This is a genomic window from Hyphobacterium sp. (genome assembly GCF_965228115.1).
Taxonomy (GTDB): domain Bacteria; phylum Pseudomonadota; class Alphaproteobacteria; order Caulobacterales; family Maricaulaceae; genus Hyphobacterium.
Genome location: NZ_CBDDHC010000003.1, coordinates 1 through 18120, shown reverse-complemented (window position 1 = coordinate 18120; position 18120 = coordinate 1). Strand labels below are relative to the sequence as shown.

Annotated in this window: 12 protein-coding genes and 1 tRNA gene; all 13 read left to right on the top strand. The window is 57.9% G+C overall.

Translation table 11 applies throughout. The annotated features are described in order from the left end of the window. Positions 1-317: 317 nt before the first annotated feature. Complete coding sequence (locus tag ACO079_RS00070) at positions 318-3281, top strand: TonB-dependent receptor plug domain-containing protein (RefSeq protein WP_421788851.1); 2964 nt, start codon at positions 318-320, stop codon at positions 3279-3281. Between the two features lie 153 nt (positions 3282-3434). After that, positions 3435-3510: transfer RNA gene (locus ACO079_RS00065), tRNA-Trp, on the top strand. A gap of 49 nt (positions 3511-3559) precedes the next feature. Continuing rightward, entirely contained in the window at positions 3560-3817 is a 258-nt protein-coding gene (secE, locus tag ACO079_RS00060; protein ID WP_421788849.1) for a preprotein translocase subunit SecE, read from the top strand. Positions 3818-3832: 15 nt separating this feature from the next. After that, on the top strand, positions 3833-4366 hold the full coding sequence (nusG, locus tag ACO079_RS00055) for a transcription termination/antitermination protein NusG (RefSeq protein WP_421788847.1): 534 nt from the start codon (positions 3833-3835) through the stop codon (positions 4364-4366). A gap of 84 nt (positions 4367-4450) precedes the next feature. Next, the gene (gene rplK / locus ACO079_RS00050) at positions 4451-4882 is read left to right on the top strand and encodes a 50S ribosomal protein L11 (protein ID WP_421788846.1); all 432 of its coding nucleotides are present in this window, start codon (positions 4451-4453) and stop codon (positions 4880-4882) included. Between the two features lie 5 nt (positions 4883-4887). Then, a complete protein-coding gene (gene rplA / locus ACO079_RS00045) occupies positions 4888-5598 on the top strand; it encodes a 50S ribosomal protein L1 (protein WP_421788844.1) in 711 nt (236 codons plus the stop codon). 301 nt (positions 5599-5899) lie between these two features. Continuing rightward, the gene (gene rplJ, locus ACO079_RS00040) at positions 5900-6412 is read left to right on the top strand and encodes a 50S ribosomal protein L10 (protein WP_421788842.1); all 513 of its coding nucleotides are present in this window, start codon (positions 5900-5902) and stop codon (positions 6410-6412) included. A gap of 53 nt (positions 6413-6465) precedes the next feature. Beyond that, positions 6466-6843 carry a 50S ribosomal protein L7/L12 gene (rplL, locus tag ACO079_RS00035; RefSeq protein WP_421788840.1) on the top strand — a complete coding sequence of 126 codons (378 nt, stop codon included), beginning with the start codon at positions 6466-6468 and terminating at the stop codon, positions 6841-6843. A 225-nt stretch (positions 6844-7068) separates the two neighbouring features. After that, on the top strand, positions 7069-11148 hold the full coding sequence (gene rpoB, locus ACO079_RS00030; protein ID WP_421788838.1) for a DNA-directed RNA polymerase subunit beta: 4080 nt from the start codon (positions 7069-7071) through the stop codon (positions 11146-11148). A 64-nt stretch (positions 11149-11212) separates the two neighbouring features. Beyond that, entirely contained in the window at positions 11213-15436 is a 4224-nt protein-coding gene (rpoC, locus tag ACO079_RS00025; RefSeq protein WP_421788836.1) for a DNA-directed RNA polymerase subunit beta', read from the top strand. A 295-nt stretch (positions 15437-15731) separates the two neighbouring features. Continuing rightward, complete coding sequence (rpsL, locus tag ACO079_RS00020) at positions 15732-16103, top strand: 30S ribosomal protein S12 (protein ID WP_421788834.1); 372 nt, start codon at positions 15732-15734, stop codon at positions 16101-16103. Between the two features lie 11 nt (positions 16104-16114). Beyond that, positions 16115-16585 (top strand): 30S ribosomal protein S7, encoded by a 471-nt coding sequence (gene rpsG, locus ACO079_RS00015; RefSeq protein WP_421788833.1) that lies wholly within the window; start codon positions 16115-16117, stop codon positions 16583-16585. 36 nt (positions 16586-16621) lie between these two features. Next, positions 16622-18120, top strand: a 1499-nt coding sequence (gene fusA, locus ACO079_RS00010) for an elongation factor G (protein ID WP_421788831.1), incomplete at its 3' end; no start/stop codon positions are given.

The window sequence follows — 18120 nt, the reverse complement described above, 5'->3', positions numbered from 1 at the left end:
TTCCGAGAATAACGAATCGAGAGTTGCGCCAAATTCGCTGTTTTTGCACTGCAACGTGCACGTCTGACACGAATATGAGGCGAATCCGCAACACCTGTGTGGCCATCTCATAAAGAAGGGCGGCTTAATGCACTGCTGTCGTTGACCCTCACGCACACTTCCTGCACGGTTTATAGCGGTGCTGTGTCGTGAATGCGACGTGGCGATGAAGGGGGCAACCCAACAACGCAAAGCGGCGGGTCATACCGGCGCGCTCATACTGTTTAATGACTCGGAGGGAATTCAGAGTGAAACAGAGAACTATCAAAGCTTGTCTGATGGCAAGCACGCTTATTGGCGGACTTGGCCTTGCGGCTCCCGCCATGGCGCAAGACGCGGCGGACGAGGTCGAAGACCGCGTTGTCGTCACGGGCTCGCGCCTTTTGACCAACCCGAACGTGACATCCCCGAGCCCGGTTCTGAGTGTGGGCCAGGAAGAAGTCGACGTCCGCGGTAACGTCCGTATCGAAGATTTCATCAACATTCTGCCGCAGGTGTTCGCCGGTCAGGCCGCTGAGGTCTCCAACGGTGCATCCGGTACCGCCACGCTGAACCTGCGTGGTCTGGGCTCTGTGCGTACGCTCGTCATGGTTGACGGCCGTCGCCTGCCTTACGGTGCCTCGAACATCATCTCGGCCAACCTGGACCTCATTCCGAGCCAGCTGGTTGAGCGCGTCGATATCCTGACTGGCGGCGCGTCCGCTGTGTACGGTTCTGACGCTGTTGGTGGTGTTGCGAACTTCATCCTGCGTAACGACTTCGAAGGTGTTGAAGTTGGTTATCAGGCGGGTATCCACCACAATGGTAACGGCGTTGAGCCGTATGACAGCGTGTTGGCCGCTGGTGGTCAGCCGGTGCCGTCCGCTGCCTGGGATGGTGAAGAGTTCCTGGTTCACATGACCATGGGTACGAACACCCCGGATGGCCGTGGTAACGTCACGATCTTCGCGGCTTATGAAGACCGTGAGCAAATCAGCCAGGCTGACCGTTCGATCTCGGGCTGTGCCCTGGGACAATCGACCGGTGCTGGCAGCTTTGGTGGCTTCGGTTGTATTGGTTCTGCCAACTTCCGTCTGTTCGGTGGTCCTGGCGGCTTCGGCTTCCAGCAAACCGATGGCACGATCGACAACTTCTTCACGACGCCGGGTCCGGTCCGTACGTTTAACTTCGGTCCGTTCAACTTCTTCCAGCGTCCGTCGACTCGCTTCCAGACCTACGCACGTGGTGTCTATGCGATCACCGACTCGGTTGAAGCGTTCGCCGACTTCTCGTTCACGAACAACAAGTCGGACGCTCAGATTGCTCCGACCGCTTCGTTCGGTATCGGCGCTTACAGCATCAACTGTGATAACCCGTTCATTCAGGGTAATGCCGGTATTCCGCTGACGACGATCTTCGGCTGCTCCGCTGCCGACATCGCCGCCGGTAACATTGTATCCGGTATCACAGCGTCTCACCGGAACGTTGAAGGTGGTCCGCGTAACTCTGGCCTTGAAAACTCGGCCTGGCGTTTCGTCGGTGGCCTGCGTGGTGAGCTGTTCGAGCATTGGAACTGGGAATTGTTCGCCCAGTATGGCCGGACCGAAGACCAGCAAACCTCCACTAACGACTTTGTCGTTGCCAACCTGCAGCAGGCCTTCCTGGTGCGGAATGTCGGCGGTACGCCTCAGTGTATCGACCCGTCAGGTGGTTGTGTGCCGTACAACATCTTCCAGCGTGGCGCGAATGGTGAGTCGCTTGTAACCCAAGCTGCCCTGAACTTCATTCACGGCATCGGTATCTCCATTGGTGAAACCGAGCAGCTGGTTTATGGCGGTAACATTCAGGCCGATCTGGGCAATTACGGTATGGTATCTCCGTTTGCTGACGAGGGCGTTCAGTTCCTCTTCGGTATGGAATACCGTGATGACGATCTCGTCCGGACCCCGGATGAAATCAGCCAGGTTCCTGGTGGTGGCTTCACCGGTGTTGGTGGTGCAACCCTTCCGGTTGCTGGTTCGTTGAACTCCATCGAATCCTACACCGAATTCCAGGCACCGCTCGTCATGGGCCGCCCGGGTGTGGAAGAGCTGACCCTTTCCGGTCAGTATCGCTTCTCGCACTATGAAGCAGACGGCAACAACACGCAGAACACGTTCGAAACGCACGCTTACGGTATCCAGCTCGGCTACACGCCGATCCCGGACCTCCGTCTGCGGGCCCAGTATCAGCGTGCTGTGCGTGCGCCGAATGTCATCGAGCTGTTCACCGGCCAGAACACCGGCCTGCCGAACCTCAGCCCGGCCGGTACGAACTCTGCTGGTCAGCAGCTGTTTGACCCGTGTGCATCTGCCAACCCGATCCGGACGCTGCAGGAATGTGCGCGCACCGGTGTGACGGCAGCCCAGTACGGCACCATCCTCGACGTGATCTCGGGTCAAACCCAGTCACTGACCGGTGGTAACCCGAACCTGGATCCGGAAACGGCTGATACCTACACCTTTGGTTTCGTGGCGACACCTTCTGCGGTGCCGGGTCTGACGGTCTCCGTCGACTACTTCACCATCACGGTGGAAGACACGATCGCCGCGGGTATTCCGGCGCAGACGATCCTCGATCGCTGCCTGGATACGGGTGATGCAACCTTCTGTAGCCTGATCACGCGTTCGTCGACCGGTTCTCTGGCGGCGGGTACGTTCGGTGTTGGTTTCCAACAGACGAACGTCAACATCGCCGAGCTGTCTACCGAAGGTGTTGACCTTCAGGCCAGCTATGTGACCGACCTGGGTGACCTGTTGGCTGCTCTGGACGGCTTTGGCGGTCTGCGCGTTGACTATGCGTCGACCTACCTGATGACGCTGGACACCACACCGTTCCCTGGCGCTGCCGTGATCGAGTGTGCTGGCTTCTTCGGTAACAACTGTGGAACGCCTGGTCCGGAATATCGTCATCGTCTGGCCGCGACCTGGGACACCCCGTGGGATGTCGCAGCAACGGTTACGTGGCGTTACTTCGGTGGTACCGACAACGACAACGTGAACGATACAGTTGAGCCGACGCTCGATGCAGTGAACTACATCGACTTCTCAGCTAACTGGTCGTTCTCGGATCGTGTGGGTATCCGCGGTGGTATTCTCAATGCCTTCAACGAGCAGGCTCCGGTCTTCACCGGCGCGGGTCCGGCTCTGGGTAATGGTAATACCTACCCGACCGTCTACGACACAGGTCGCTTCCTGTTCGGCTCTATCACGCTGAACTACTAAGCGGTCAGTCATACGACCCAATGGTGCGGCGGGCTTCGGCCCGCCGCATTTTTTTGCAGAACGTGGTTTGCAAAACCGGGTTCTGGGTGTAGAAGCCGACGCTTCGAAGCGCGGCTGTGATGGTCCGGGCGCGGATTTTTTGCGCTCTATCGAAGGGGTGTAGCTCAGCTGGTAGAGCATCGGTCTCCAAAACCGAGGGCCGGGGGTTCGAGTCCCTCCGCCCCTGCCATTATAGAAACGGGACTAGCGCAGCGCGCATAAGTGACTAGATAACAGGCATGGCAAAAACAATCGGAAACAATACGCCCGCCAAAAAGGACGAGGCACCGGCACCGAAGAAGAAGCGGACCAATCCGTTTCAATTCTTCCAGCAGGTGCGCCAGGAGGGCCGGAAGGTCACCTGGACATCGCGTCAGGAAACCATTGTCTCGACGATCATGGTTCTGGTGATGGCTTCTCTGGCGGCTTTGTTTTTCTTCGGCGTTGATTCGGCGATCTCTTTTGCCATCACTCAGATATTGCGCCTGGGCGCTTAGGGGAGCCGAACGCTCATGGCTGCCAAATGGTATATCGTTCACGCCTACTCCAACTTCGAGAAGAAGGTTGCTGAGGCTATCAAGGCAGATGCAGCTCAACAGGGGCTGGAAGATTGCTTTGAAGAAATTCTTGTGCCGACCGAAGAGGTCGTTGAGGTGCGTAAGGGCCGCAAGATTCAATCCGAACGCAAATATTTCCCCGGCTATGTGCTGGTGAAGATGGATCTGACGGATGCCGCGTATCACCTCGTTAAGAACACGCCAAAGGTCACGGGCTTCCTGGGATCCGGCAACAAGCCGATGCCGGTATCCGAGACCGAGGTGAAACGGATTCTGGGCCAGATGGAAGAAGACGCCGAGCGTCCGGTTCCGACGGTCCATTATGATGTCGGTGAGACCGTTCGGGTCATCGACGGCCACTTCCAGAGCTTTAATGGCATTGTGGAGGAAGTGGACGAGGAGAACGCCCGCCTGAAAGTGGCGATCAACATCTTCGGCCGGGCCACACCGGTCGAGCTTGACTATGGTCAGGTCGAAAAAGCGGCCTGATTTTTATGTGACATGAGTGCGGGAGGTTCCGGGCAAGACCATGCCGGGGCCGGACCGCGCTCTCCCTGACGAGGAGTAAGGGAAATGGCGAAGAAGATTGCAGGCTATATCAAGCTGCAAGTACCGGCCGGGTCGGCTAATCCGTCCCCGCCGATCGGTCCTGCGCTGGGTCAGCGCGGGGTCAACATCATGGAGTTCTGCAAGGCGTTTAACGCCAAGACACAAGAGATGGAAAAAGGGATGCCGATCCCGACCATCATTACTGTGTTCCAGGACAAGTCTTTCACCTTCGAGACCAAAACGCCGCCGGCCAGCTTCTATCTGAAGAAAGCCGCGAAAATTCAAAAAGGCTCGGGCACGGCCGGATCGTCTGATCCGATCGCCAAAGTGACCATGGCGCAGTGCCGTGAGATCGCCGAAGCAAAAATGCCGGACCTGAATGCGGTTGATCTCGACCAGGCGACGAAAATTATCGCCGGGTCTGCCCGTTCCATGGGCCTGGATGTGGTGGAGTAAGTCCAATGGCGAAAGTAGCAAAAAGAATTGGTGCGGCGCGCGCGAATATCGACCGGGATGCGGTCTATTCCGTTGAGGACGCTGTAAAGCTGGTTAAATCCAACGCGACTGCGAAGTTTGATGAGACCATTGAAGTGGCCATCAATCTGAATGTGGACCCGCGTCACGCCGACCAGATGGTGCGCGGTGTCTGTAATCTGCCGAATGGTACGGGCCGTTCAGTTCGTGTGGCGGTGTTTGCCAAGGGTGACAAAGCTGAAGAGGCTAAAAAGGCTGGTGCCGAGATTGTCGGCGCAGAAGACCTGATGGAAGAAATTCAGGGTGGCCGGAACGACTTTGATAAAGTCATTGCGACGCCGGACATGATGCCGCTCGTTGGCCGTCTCGGTAAGGTTCTGGGTCCGCGCGGTCTGATGCCGAACCCGAAGGTGGGCACGGTGACAATGGATGTCGCCAAGGCCGTTGAAGATTCCAAGGGCGGTGCTGTTGAGTTCCGTGCTGAAAAAGCCGGCGTGGTTCACGCAGGCGTTGGCAAGGCGAGCTTCACCGAAAAGGCGTTGGCGGAAAATGTTCAAACCTTCCTGAACGCCATCGTCAAAGCCAAGCCGTCGGGAGCCAAAGGCACCTATCTGAAGAAAATCGCGGTCAGCTCCACCATGGGGCCGGGCGTGAAAATTGACATCGCTGAAGCTGGTTCCGCTCCGTCGGCCAGTTAAGGGGTTGTCAAAGACAAGTTCCGGTGGTTAACACCGCCGGTCTGGCTGGAGGCGGCAGGGTGCCAAATTCAGTCAACCTGTCCGAGATCGCAGGGGAGGGGCATTTGCCTCTCTTAATTCCGAAAGGGCCCTGAGTGAGACAGAGCAAGAATTCGAAGCCCCGCCTGGGCGGTGGTGCCGGTTCGAGCCCTGGGACAGGAATGCGCTTTCGGGCGGGTCCTGACCATCTAAGGGAAGGACGCAAGCGAAGGCGTCTTCACCGGAAGCTTCATGGGGAAGCTTCCAAACAGGGAGACCGCAAATGGATCGTATGACCAAGGAAGCCTCCGTAGAAGAGCTCAAAGGCATCTTCTCGAGCGGCGCCGTGGTCATTGCCCACTATAAGGGCATGACCGTTGCGGAAATGACGGACCTGCGCGCCAAGCTCCGGGAAACCGGCGGCACTTTCAAAGTGGTGCGTAATCGTCTCGCCAAAATCGCTCTGGAAGGCAAAAGCGCTGAAGGCGCTTCGGACTATTTCAACGGGCCCGTTGGAATTGCGTTCTCCGAAGACTTCACCGCTGCGCCCAAGGCAGCGATTGCCTATGCCAAGGATAACGACAAGTTCGAGATTCTCGGTGGCTTTATGGAAGAAGAAGTGCTCGACGCCAAAGGCGTGGAAGCGCTTTCCAAAATGCCGTCGCGCGAAGAGCTTATCGCAACTGCGGTGGCCCGTCTTCTGGGTCAGGCTGGCGAAGTCGTCTCGCGGATCACCGCGCCGGGCAATACGCTCGCCGGCCAGATCCAGGTTATCGGCGAAAAGGCCGAAGCTTGAGGCACGTCATTCTCCGCTTTCGAACCGACACGACTTACTAAGGACTAAATCAAATGGCTGATGTAGCTAAACTTGCCGAAGAACTTCTTGGCCTGACCATTCTGGAAGCCAAGGAACTCAATGACATCCTGGAAGAAAAAGGCATCAAGCCGGCGGCTGCGGCCGTGGCTGTTGCTGGTCCGGCTGCTGGCGGTGACGCTGGTGGTGCGGCTGAAGAGAAAGACGAGTTTGACGTCATTCTCGTTGCCGCAGGTGACAAGAAAATCAACGTGATCAAGGAAGTTCGCGCGATCACGGGCCTGGGCCTGAAAGAGGCCAAAGAGCTGGTCGAAGCTGGCGGCAAAGCCGTCAAGGAAGGCGCAGCGAAGGCCGAAGCAGAAGAGCTCAAGGGCAAGCTGGAAGCAGCTGGCGCTACCGTCGAGCTGAAATAAGTCCTGCTTGCAGGACTGTCAGGGATACTAGCGGGCGCACGGGGTAATTCCGTGCGTCCGTTAGCCCGTCTCTGGATAGAAATTCGCCGGATCAGTCTGCCTGCGCTGATCACGGCATAAAGCCGGTCCCCGGATATTCCGGGTGGCGGGCACCGCAGGAGCCACTCCCGGCCGGGAGTGGGTGGAACACTCAAGGCGCAGCACTTGCTGCGAAAGGGAGCCGACATGGGTCTGTCGTTCACCGGCAAAAAGCGCATTCGCAAATCTTTCGGCGAGATTCCGGAAACCGTTCCGATGCCAAATCTGATCGAGGTGCAGAAAAGCTCCTATGATCAGTTCCTGATGAAAGATGTCCCTGCCGCCGAGCGCGGCGATGAGGGGCTGCAGGCGGTCTTCAAGTCCGTCTTCCCGATCAAGGACTTTGCTGAAAAGTCCGTTCTGGATTTTGTATCCTATGAGTTCGAGCCGCCGAAGTTCGACACTGAAGAGTGTGAACAGCGCGACCTGACCTATGCAGCGCCGCTGAAGGTGAAAATGCGTCTCGTCGTGTTTGACGTGGACGAAGACACCGGTGCGCGTTCGGTCAAGGACATCAAGGAACAGGACGTCTATATGGGCGATATCCCGCTCATGACCGACAAAGGTACCTTCATCATCAATGGTACCGAGCGGGTGATCGTCTCCCAGATGCATCGTTCACCGGGCGTTTTCTTCGATCATGACCGTGGCAAGACCCATGCCTCGGGCAAGTTCCTGTTTGCCGCTCGTATTATCCCTTATCGCGGCTCCTGGCTGGACTTCGAGTTCGACGCCAAAGACATCGTTCACATGCGTCTGGACCGTCGCCGGAAGCTGCCGGCGACGACGCTGATGTATGCGCTGGGTATGGATCGCGAACAAATCCTGTCGACCTTCTACGACGCCATCACTGTTAAGTCAGTCAAAGGCGGATGGGCGCTGCCGTATGAGAAGGAACGCTGGCGCGGTGTGAAGCCGTCCTTCGATCTGATCGATGCCAAGTCCGGTGAAGTGGTGGCGCAAGCCGGCAAGAAGATTGCCGCGCGAAAAGCCAACAAGCTGGAAGAAGATGGTCTGAAGCAGATTCTGCTAAGCGATGAAGGCCTGATGGGCCGTTTTGTTGCTGAAGACCTGGTGAATTTGAAAACCGGCGAGATCTATGCAGAAGCCGGCGAAGAGATTACCGAAGAAGTGATCGAGGCGCTGCGCGAGCATAAGTTTAAAGCGCTGGAAATTCTGGACATCGATCCGCTGACCAAAGGCCCGTACATCCAGCAAACGCTGGCGGTCGACAAGAACGACACACGCGAGCAGGCGCTGGTAGACATCTACCGCGTCATGCGACCGGGCGAGCCGCCGACGCCTGAAACGGCTGAGGCCATGTTCCAGGGACTCTTCTTTGATTCCGAGCGCTATGACCTGTCTTCGGTTGGCCGCGTGAAAATGAATATGCGTCTCGACCTGGATGCACCGGACGATATGCGGGTTCTGCGCGGCGAAGACATTCTCGCCGTCCTGAAAACGCTGGTCGGTCTGCGCGATGGCCGTGGTGAGATTGACGATATTGATAACCTTGGCAATCGCCGCCTGCGGTCCGTCGGTGAGCTGATGGAAAATCAGTATCGCATCGGTCTCTTGCGCATGGAGCGTGCAATCAAGGAGCGGATGAGTTCGGTCGATATCGAGACTGTGATGCCGCACGATTTGGTCAACGCCAAGCCGGCCGCTGCCGCTGTGCGTGAATTCTTCGGCTCTTCCCAGCTGTCGCAATTCATGGATCAGACCAACCCCTTGTCAGAAGTCACCCACAAGCGCCGCCTGTCGGCACTTGGGCCGGGTGGTCTGACGCGGGAACGTGCCGGCTTTGAGGTGCGCGACGTGCACCCGACCCATTATGGCCGGATTTGCCCGATTGAAACGCCGGAAGGTCCGAATATCGGCCTGATCAACTCGCTGTCGACCTATGCACGCGTGAACAAGTACGGCTTCATTGAAAGCCCGTATCGCCGCGTTGAGAACGGCAAGCTGACCGATGACGTGCACTATCTCTCCGCCATGGAAGAAGCGCGCTTCAACATTGCGCAGGCGAACGCGACGGTGACGGCCAAAGGCCTGTTGGAGAATGAGTTCGTGAACTGCCGTGTGGGTCCAGGCCGCGATGCGACCCTGATCCCGCGCGAGGATGTGGACTATATCGACGTGTCGCCGAAACAGGTGGTGTCGGTCGCTGCGGCGCTGATCCCCTTCCTGGAAAATGACGACGCCAACCGCGCGCTGATGGGCTCGAACATGCAACGCCAGGCCGTGCCGCTGCTTCAGGCAGAGGCGCCGCTCGTTGGGACCGGCATGGAAGATGTTGTGGCACGCGATTCCGGTGCGGCCATTGCCGCGCGCCGGGATGGTGTGGTCGAACAGGTGGACGCCACGCGGATCGTGGTTCGCGCCACGGGTGAGGTTGATGCCGCTCAGTCCGGCGTTGACATCTACCGCTTGTCGAAATTCCAGCGCTCCAATCAGTCGACTTGTATCAATCAGCGTCCGATCGTGAAGGTCGGCGATGAAGTGCGGGCCGGGGACATCATTGCTGATGGCCCGTCGACGGATCTGGGCGAGCTGGCGCTTGGCAAGAACGTGCTCGTCGCGTTCATGCCGTGGAATGGCTATAACTTTGAGGACTCGATCCTGATCTCGGAACGCATTGTGCGCGATGACGTGTTCACGTCGGTGCACCTTGAAGAATTCGAGATCATGGCGCGCGATACCAAGCTGGGTCCGGAGGAGATCACCCGCGACATTCCGAATGTCGGTGAGGAAGCTCTGCGCAATCTCGACGAGGCCGGCATTGTGTCGGTCGGTGCCGAGGTGGAATCCGGTGATATTCTCGTCGGCAAAGTCACGCCGAAAGGCGAAAGCCCGATGACGCCGGAAGAAAAACTTCTGCGCGCCATCTTCGGTGAAAAAGCCTCTAATGTCCGCGACACGTCACTACGTTTGCCGCCGGGTACGACGGGCACGGTCGTCGAGGTTCGGGTCTTCAACCGCCACGGCGTTGAGAAAGACCAGCGGGCGATCGCTATCGAGCGCGAAGAGATTGAAACGCTCGGCAAGGACCGGGATGACGAGCTCGCCATTCTCGAGCGCAACATCTATGCGCGTCTGTCGGATCTTTTGATTGGCAAGAAGGCCACGTCTGGCCCGAAAGGCTTCAAGAAGGGTGAGGTCACGACCGAAGCCCTTGAGGATCAGCCGCGCAGCCAGTGGTGGAAAATTGCTATCGACGATGAAAAGGCGATGGGCGAGGTCGAGGCGCTGAAGAAGCAGTATGACGACTCCAAGGCACGGCTGGACCGCCGCTTTGAAGACAAGGTCGACAAGCTGCAGCGTGGCGATGAAATGCCGCCGGGCGTCATGAAAATGGTCAAGGTGTTCGTCGCGGTGAAGCGCAAGCTGCAACCGGGCGACAAGATGGCCGGCCGTCACGGCAACAAGGGGGTCATCTCCAAGATCGCGCCGATCGAGGATATGCCTTACCTGGCAGATGGTACGCCGGTTGATCTGGTGCTGAACCCGCTGGGCGTGCCTTCGCGGATGAATGTGGGCCAGATCTTGGAAACCCATCTGGGCTTTGCCTGTAAAGGGCTGGGCCGCCAGATTGGCGAGCTCTACGACGCTTACAAGCGTGATGGCAAAACTAAGGATCTGAAAGCCAAGCTGGCAGAGGTCTATGGCAAGGATCAAGAGCTGCCCAAGGGCGATGAGGCTCTGGCCGAACTCGGCAAGAACCTCGCCAATGGTGTTCCGATTGCAACGCCGGTGTTTGACGGCGCGCGTGAGCCGGACATTGTTGATCATCTGAAGCTGGCTGGCATTCATGAATCCGGACAGTCGACGCTGTATGATGGCCGCACCGGTGAGCAATTCCGCCGCCCGGTAACGGTGGGCATCAAGCACTTGCTGAAGCTGCACCACCTGGTCGACGACAAGATCCACGCCCGTTCGATTGGCCCCTATAGCCTTGTCACCCAGCAGCCGCTGGGCGGTAAGGCGCAATTCGGTGGCCAGCGCTTCGGCGAGATGGAGGTCTGGGCTCTGGAAGCTTACGGCGCCGCCTACACCCTGCAGGAAATGCTGACGGTGAAGTCGGATGACGTGGCAGGCCGGACCAAGGTCTATGAGGCGATCGTTCGCGGTGATGACACGTTTGAGGCCGGTGTACCGGAAAGCTTCAACGTGCTCGTCAAAGAGATGCGTTCGCTGGGCCTGAATGTCGAGCTGAAGAACGAGTAGTTTTTATCCAATACGGCGGAGCCGCCATGCTCCGCCGTTCACTCCCCCCTGAGGAGACGGCACCATGAACCATGAGGTCATGAACATCTTCAACCCGGCCGCCGAAGGCCCGTCCTTCGACCGGATCCGGATCTCGCTTGCCAGCCCGGAGAAAATCCGGTCCTGGTCCTATGGCGAGGTGAAGAAGCCCGAGACCATCAACTACCGCACGTTTAAACCGGAACGTGACGGCTTGTTTTGCGCACGCATCTTTGGTCCGACCAAGGATTACGAATGCCTGTGCGGAAAATACAAGCGTATCAAATTCAAAGGCATCACCTGTGAAAAGTGCGGCGTTGAAGTGACGCTCGCGCGCGTGCGCCGTGAGCGCATGGGCCACATCGAATTGGCCGCACCGGTCGCCCATATCTGGTTCCTGAAATCCTTGCCATCCCGGATCGCCATGATCCTGGATATGGCGCTGAAGGATGTAGAGCGCGTGCTCTACTTCGAACAATTCCTGGTGACCGAGCCGGGCCTGACCCCGCTCCAGCCTTTCCAGCTTCTGACCGAAGAAGAATATATGGAAGCGCAGGACGAGTATGGCGAAGATGCCTTCACCGCCGGGATCGGCGCGGAATGTATCCGCGATGTTCTGATGAATATGGATCTGGAAGCGGTCGCCGAGCAGATCCGCGAAGACATCAAGGAAACCGGTTCGGAACTGAAGTTGAAGAAATTCGTGAAGCGTCTGAAGCTGATCGAGAACTTCATTGCTTCCGGTAACCGTCCGGAGTGGATGATCCTGACCGTTGTTCCGGTTATTCCGCCGGAACTGCGTCCGCTGGTTCCGCTGGATGGCGGTCGCTTTGCGACGTCCGACCTGAACGATCTTTATCGCCGGGTGATCAACCGGAATAACCGCCTCAAGCGTCTGATCGAGCTGCGTGCGCCGGATATCATCATCCGCAATGAAAAGCGGATGTTGCAGGAATCCGTCGATGCATTGTTCGACAATGGCCGCCGTGGCCGCGTCATCACGGGCACCAACAAGCGCCCGCTGAAATCCCTGTCCGACATGCTGAAAGGCAAGCAGGGCCGGTTCCGTCAGAACCTGCTGGGTAAGCGCGTCGACTATTCCGGACGTTCCGTGATCGTGGTGGGTCCGGAATTGAAGCTGCATGAGTGCGGCCTGCCGAAGAAAATGGCGCTGGAGCTGTTCAAGCCGTTCATCTATGCGCGGCTGGATGCCAAGGGCCTGTCCGGCACGGTCAAACAGTCGAAAAAGCTGGTTGAGAAAGAACGGCCGGAAGTCTGGGACGTGCTGGACGAAGTGATCCGCGAACACCCGGTCCTTTTGAACCGGGCACCGACGCTTCACCGTCTCGGCATTCAGGCGTTTGAGCCTAAGCTGATCGAAGGCAAGGCCATCCAGCTTCACCCGCTGGTGTGTGCGGCATTTAACGCTGACTTTGACGGCGACCAGATGGCTGTTCACGTTCCGCTTTCTCTGGAAGCCCAGCTGGAAGCGCGCGTGTTGATGATGTCGACGAACAACATTCTGTCGCCGGCCAATGGCAAGCCGATCATTGTGCCGTCTCAGGACATCGTTCTGGGCCTCTATTATCTGTCGGTCGACAAGGAAGACGAGCCGGGTAATGGCTCGGCGTTCGCGACCATGGCCGAGATGGAAGCTGCGCTGGAAGCCGGCGTTGTCACGCTGCATTCGAAAATCTCGATGCGCTATGACACGGTCGATGAGAACGGCGACCCGGTGCGCATGCGCATCGAAACCACGCCGGGCCGGATGATGATTATTGATCGTCTGCCAAAAGACAAAAACGTCTCCTGGAAAATCGCCAACGAACTGATGACCAAGAAAGCCATCGGCACGATGATCGATGAGGTCTATCGCCATTGCGGGCAGAAGAAGACGGTTATCTTTGCTGACCAGATCATGGGTCTGGGCTTCCGCGAGGCGTGCAAGGCCGGTATTTCGTTTGGTAAAGACGACATGCTGATCCCGGATGCCAAGGCCGATCTGGTGGGTGAAACCCGCAATCTGGTCGCGGAATACGAGCAGCAATATGTGGACGGCCTGATCACCCGCGGTGAGAAATACAACAAGGTCGTTGACGCCTGGGCGAAATGTACCGACCGCGTGGCGGATGCCATGATGGACGAGGTGGCCAAGCCATACGAGTTCGAAGGCGGCAAGGAAGTGAACTCCATCTACATGATGGCGCACTCCGGCGCGCGGGGCTCGAAAAACCAGATGAAGCAGCTGGCGGGTATGCGCGGCCTGATGGCCAAGCCGTCCGGCGAGATCATCGAGACGCCAATTGTGTCGAACTTCAAGGAAGGCCTGACCGTTCTTGAATACTTCAACTCGACCCACGGCGCGCGGAAAGGTCTGGCCGATACCGCGCTGAAAACCGCCAACTCGGGTTATCTGACCCGCCGACTGGTGGATGTGGCGCAGGACTGCATCGTCTCCGAACCCGATTGTGGCACCTCGGAAGGCATCAATATGGAAGCGGTGGTTGATGGCGGTGATGTCGTCGTTGGCCTGGGCGAGCGCGTGCTCGGCCGTCATGCTGCCGCCGATGCCAAGGGCGAGAATGGCGAAGTCGTCGTGAAAGCGGGCGAGTTCCTTGATGAGGATAAAATCCTCGAGATCGAAGCCGCTGGCGTTCAGTCGATCAAGGTGCGCTCACCGCTGACCTGTGAAACCCGTGTAGGTGTGTGCGCGACCTGTTATGGCCGCGACCTGGCCCGTGGAACACCGGTGAATATTGGTGAGGCCGTCGGCGTCATTGCCGCTCAGTCCATTGGTGAGCCGGGCACACAGCTGACCATGCGGACCTTCCACATTGGCGGTACGGCGCAGGTGTCCGAGCAGTCCTTCATTGAAGCGACCCGCGAAGGCAAGATCGCCTACGAAAACCGCGCGACGGTGAAAAATGATGAGGGCGCCTTCATTGTGATGGCGCGCAACATGCAGCTCACCATTGTGGATAAGGACGGCAAGGTGCTGGAACAGCACAAGCTGACTTACGGTTCCAAGCTCCATTTCGACGAAGGCAAGTCCGTGAAACGCGGCGATCGCCTCGCTGAATGGGATCCGTATACGACGCCGATCGTGACGGAAGCCGGTGGCACGGTGAAGCTGATTGATGTGATCGACGGTGTTTCCGTGAAGGAAGAAGCCGACGAAGCCACGGGTATTTCCTCGAAAGTCGTCATTGACTGGCGTTCGGCTCCGAAAGGGGCAGGGCTCCAGCCGCTGGTTGTTGTCCAGGACAAGAACGGCGAGCCGATCGCGTTCGAGAACGGGTCCACCGCAAGCTACATGCTGGCTGTGGGCGCCATTCTGTCTGTGTCGGATGGTGATACCGTCAAGCCGGGTGATGTGATCGCGCGGATCCCGACCGAAGGTGCCAAGACCCGCGACATTACCGGCGGTCTGCCGCGTGTGGCGGAACTGTTCGAAGCGCGCCGTCCGAAAGATCACGCTGTGATCGCGGACATTACCGGCCGCGTCGAATTTGGCCGCGATTATAAAAACAAGCGCCGCATCTCGATCGTGCCGGAGGATGATCCGGAAGGTAAGGTCGATTATCTGGTGCCGAAGGGCAAACACCTGACGGTGCAGGAAGGCGACACGATCCAGAAGGGCGAATACCTGCTCGATGGTCACCCGGCACCGCACGATATTCTCTCCATCCTCGGGACCGAGGCTCTGGCTGACTATCTCGTTTCGGAAATTCAGGAAGTCTATCGACTGCAGGGCGTGCCGATCAACGACAAGCATATCGAAGTCGTGGTTCGCCAGATGCTGCAGAAAATCGAGATCAGCCAACCGGGCGATACCAGCTGGTTGCCGGGCGAGCAGGTCGACAAGATCGAATTCCTGGAAACCAATGATGAGTTGGCCAAGGCGAAGAAGAAGCCGGCAGAAGGCAATCCGGTGCTCTTGGGCATCACGAAGGCCTCGCTGCAGACGCGCTCCTTCATCTCAGCGGCTTCCTTCCAGGAAACCACGCGCGTACTGACCGAAGCCGCTGTTCAGGGCAAGGTCGATACGCTCGAGGGTCTGAAGGAGAATGTCATTGTGGGTCGCCTGATCCCTGCGGGCTCTGGAGGTGGCATGCGCCGTTATCAGTCCCTGGCGGATGATCTGGATGCCGAGATGCTGGAAGAGCGCAAGAAAGCGGCTGCAGAAGCTGCCGAAGCGCTTCCGGCGGAGATTGCCGAAGCAGCCGAGGCGGAAAAAGCCGAGGAAGCTGCCAGCGATTCTGCCGAATAAGGTAAAAAGCATATGAAAATCAAAGGGCTGCCTGGTTTCCCGGCAGCCCTTTTTATTGCAGGGCATAGGCCCCGCAAAAATCCGTACCAGGCGCTTGACCTTTGCAAATCGCGCGCATAGGTTCCGCGCCTGATTTTCGGGGGCGAGCCGTAGGCGCAACTCAGCCTATACGTCGTCCGGAAATATGGAATTTAGCAATCGATCGGCGGGCGAAGCCAGTATGGGCTTGGCGCGCCGGATTTTATGCGTTCGCACCGGCACTGGCACGAACGCGCAGACAACGGACAGAGGCATTATGCCGACGATTAATCAGCTTATCCGCAAGCCGCGGAAGGACAAACCGAAACGCAACAAGGTGCCGGCGCTGCAGGCCTGCCCGCAAAAGCGTGGTGTATGCACGCGCGTCTACACGACGACGCCGAAAAAGCCGAACTCGGCTTTGCGGAAAGTCGCCAAGGTGCGTTTGACGAATGGCTATGAAGTGGTGAGCTACATTCCGGGTGAAGGCCATAACCTGCAGGAGCACTCCGTGGTCCTGATTCGCGGTGGCCGGGTGAAAGACCTTCCGGGTGTCCGGTACCATATCCTGCGCGGCGTTCTGGATACCCAGGGCGTCAAAGACCGTCGTCAGCGCCGCTCGAAGTACGGCGCCAAGCGGCCGAAGTAGGAGAGACACAAATGTCCCGTCGCCACCGCGCAGAAAAACGCGAGATCCTTCCTGACCCGAAATTCGGTGACAAGGATCTGACCAAGTTCATGAATTACCTGATGCTCGACGGCAAGAAATCTGTCGCTGAGTCCATCGTGTATGGCGCGCTGGAACTCGTTGAAGGCAAGCTGAAGCGTCAGCCGGTCTCCGTGTTCCATGAAGCGCTAGAAAATGTTTCGCCGGATGTTGAGGTTCGCTCCCGCCGTGTGGGTGGTGCGACCTATCAGGTGCCGGTTGAAGTGCGTGCTGACCGCAAAAAAGCCCTGGCCATCCGTTGGCTCGTGGCTGCTGCGCGTGGCCGCAACGAAAACACGATGCGCGAGCGTCTGGCGGCCGAGCTGATGGATGCTTCCGCCAATCGCGGCACGGCTGTGAAAAAGCGTGAAGACACGCACCGCATGGCCGAGGCCAACCGGGCTTTCTCGCACTATCGCTGGTAACCCCCTTTAACGCCGACCTCCCCAAGGACGACAAAAATGCCCCGCACTCATAAGATCGAAGCCTATCGTAACTTCGGTATCATGGCGCATATCGACGCTGGTAAAACCACGACGACCGAGCGCATCCTGTATTACACCGGCAAGAGCCACAAAATTGGCGAAGTGCATGATGGCGCAGCCACCATGGACTGGATGGAGCAGGAACAAGAGCGCGGCATTACGATTACTTCGGCTGCGACGACCGCTTTCTGGAAAGAAAAGCGCCTGAATATCATTGATACGCCTGGCCACGTAGACTTCACCATTGAGGTCGAGCGCTCGTTGCGGGTGCTCGATGGCGCGGTGGCTCTGCTGGACGCCAATGCGGGCGTTGAGCCGCAAACCGAGACTGTCTGGCGTCAGGCCGAGAAGTATCGCGTTCCGCGCATGTTCTTCGTTAACAAGATGGACAAGATCGGTGCCGACTTCTACCGCTCCGTCGAGATGATGGTAGAGCGTCTGGGCTGTGTACCTCTGGCCGTTCAGCTGCCGATTGGCGCCGAGAACGACTTTGCCGGCGTTGTCGATCTCATCAAGATGAAAGCCATCATCTGGAATGATGAGTCTCTGGGCGCGAAATTCGAAGAAGTCGAAATTCCGGCCGACCTGGCTGATAAGGCGGCTGAGTGGCGTGAAAAAATGATCGAGACCGCAGTCGAGATCGATGAAGAAGCCATGGAAGCCTATCTGGAAGGCGAGGAGCCGTCCGAAGAGAAGCTGAAGCAACTGATCCGTCAGGGCACGATCAATCTGGACTTCCACCCGGTGTTGTGCGGCACGGCATTCAAGAACAAAGGTGTTCAACCGCTTCTTGATGCGGTCGTTGATTTTCTGCCGAGCCCGGTCGAAGTGCCGGCCATTAAAGGCATCGACGCAAAAACCGAAGAAGAAATCGTGCGCAAGTCGTCTGACGACGAGCCGCTTTCCATGCTCGCCTTCAAGATCATGGATGACAAGTTCGTGGGCTCTCTTACCTTCTGCCGGATCTATTCGGGCAAGCTGTCTACCGGCGTGTCCCTGCAAAATACGGTGAAGGACAAAAAAGAGCGCATTGGCCGGATGCTGGAAATGCACTCCAACAGCCGTGAAGACATCAAGGAAGCCTTCGCCGGCGACATCGTCGCCATCGCAGGTCTGAAAGACACCACCACGGGTGACACTCTGTGTGATCCGCTGAAACCGGTGATCCTGGAGCGCATGGAATTTCCGGATCCGGTGATCGAGATCGCTGTCGAGCCGAAGTCGAAAGCCGACCAGGAGAAGCTGGGCATTGGCCTGCAGAAGCTGGCAGCGGAAGATCCGTCTTTCCGGGTTTCGACCGACGAAGAATCCGGTCAGACGCGCATGGCGGGTATGGGTGAACTGCACCTCGATATCCTGGTCGACCGCTTGAAGCGCGAATTTGGCGTGGAAGCCAATATTGGCGCTCCGCAGGTGGCCTATCGTGAGACGCTGGGTCAGGCCGCCGAGATTGTGTACACCCACAAGAAACAGTC

Bases quoted from the DNA above. Each gene is read 5' to 3' on its own strand.
- ACO079_RS00070 (WP_421788851.1), top strand. From the start codon at position 318: ATGGCAAGCACGCTTATTGGCGGACTTGGCCTTGCGGCTCCCGCCATG.
- secE (WP_421788849.1), top strand. From the start codon at position 3,560: ATGGCAAAAACAATCGGAAACAATACGCCCGCCAAAAAGGACGAGGCA.
- nusG (WP_421788847.1), top strand. From the start codon at position 3,833: ATGGCTGCCAAATGGTATATCGTTCACGCCTACTCCAACTTCGAGAAG.
- rplK (WP_421788846.1), top strand. From the start codon at position 4,451: ATGGCGAAGAAGATTGCAGGCTATATCAAGCTGCAAGTACCGGCCGGG.
- rplA (WP_421788844.1), top strand. From the start codon at position 4,888: ATGGCGAAAGTAGCAAAAAGAATTGGTGCGGCGCGCGCGAATATCGAC.
- rplJ (WP_421788842.1), top strand. From the start codon at position 5,900: ATGGATCGTATGACCAAGGAAGCCTCCGTAGAAGAGCTCAAAGGCATC.
- rplL (WP_421788840.1), top strand. From the start codon at position 6,466: ATGGCTGATGTAGCTAAACTTGCCGAAGAACTTCTTGGCCTGACCATT.
- rpoB (WP_421788838.1), top strand. From the start codon at position 7,069: ATGGGTCTGTCGTTCACCGGCAAAAAGCGCATTCGCAAATCTTTCGGC.
- rpoC (WP_421788836.1), top strand. From the start codon at position 11,213: ATGAACCATGAGGTCATGAACATCTTCAACCCGGCCGCCGAAGGCCCG.
- rpsL (WP_421788834.1), top strand. From the start codon at position 15,732: ATGCCGACGATTAATCAGCTTATCCGCAAGCCGCGGAAGGACAAACCG.
- rpsG (WP_421788833.1), top strand. From the start codon at position 16,115: ATGTCCCGTCGCCACCGCGCAGAAAAACGCGAGATCCTTCCTGACCCG.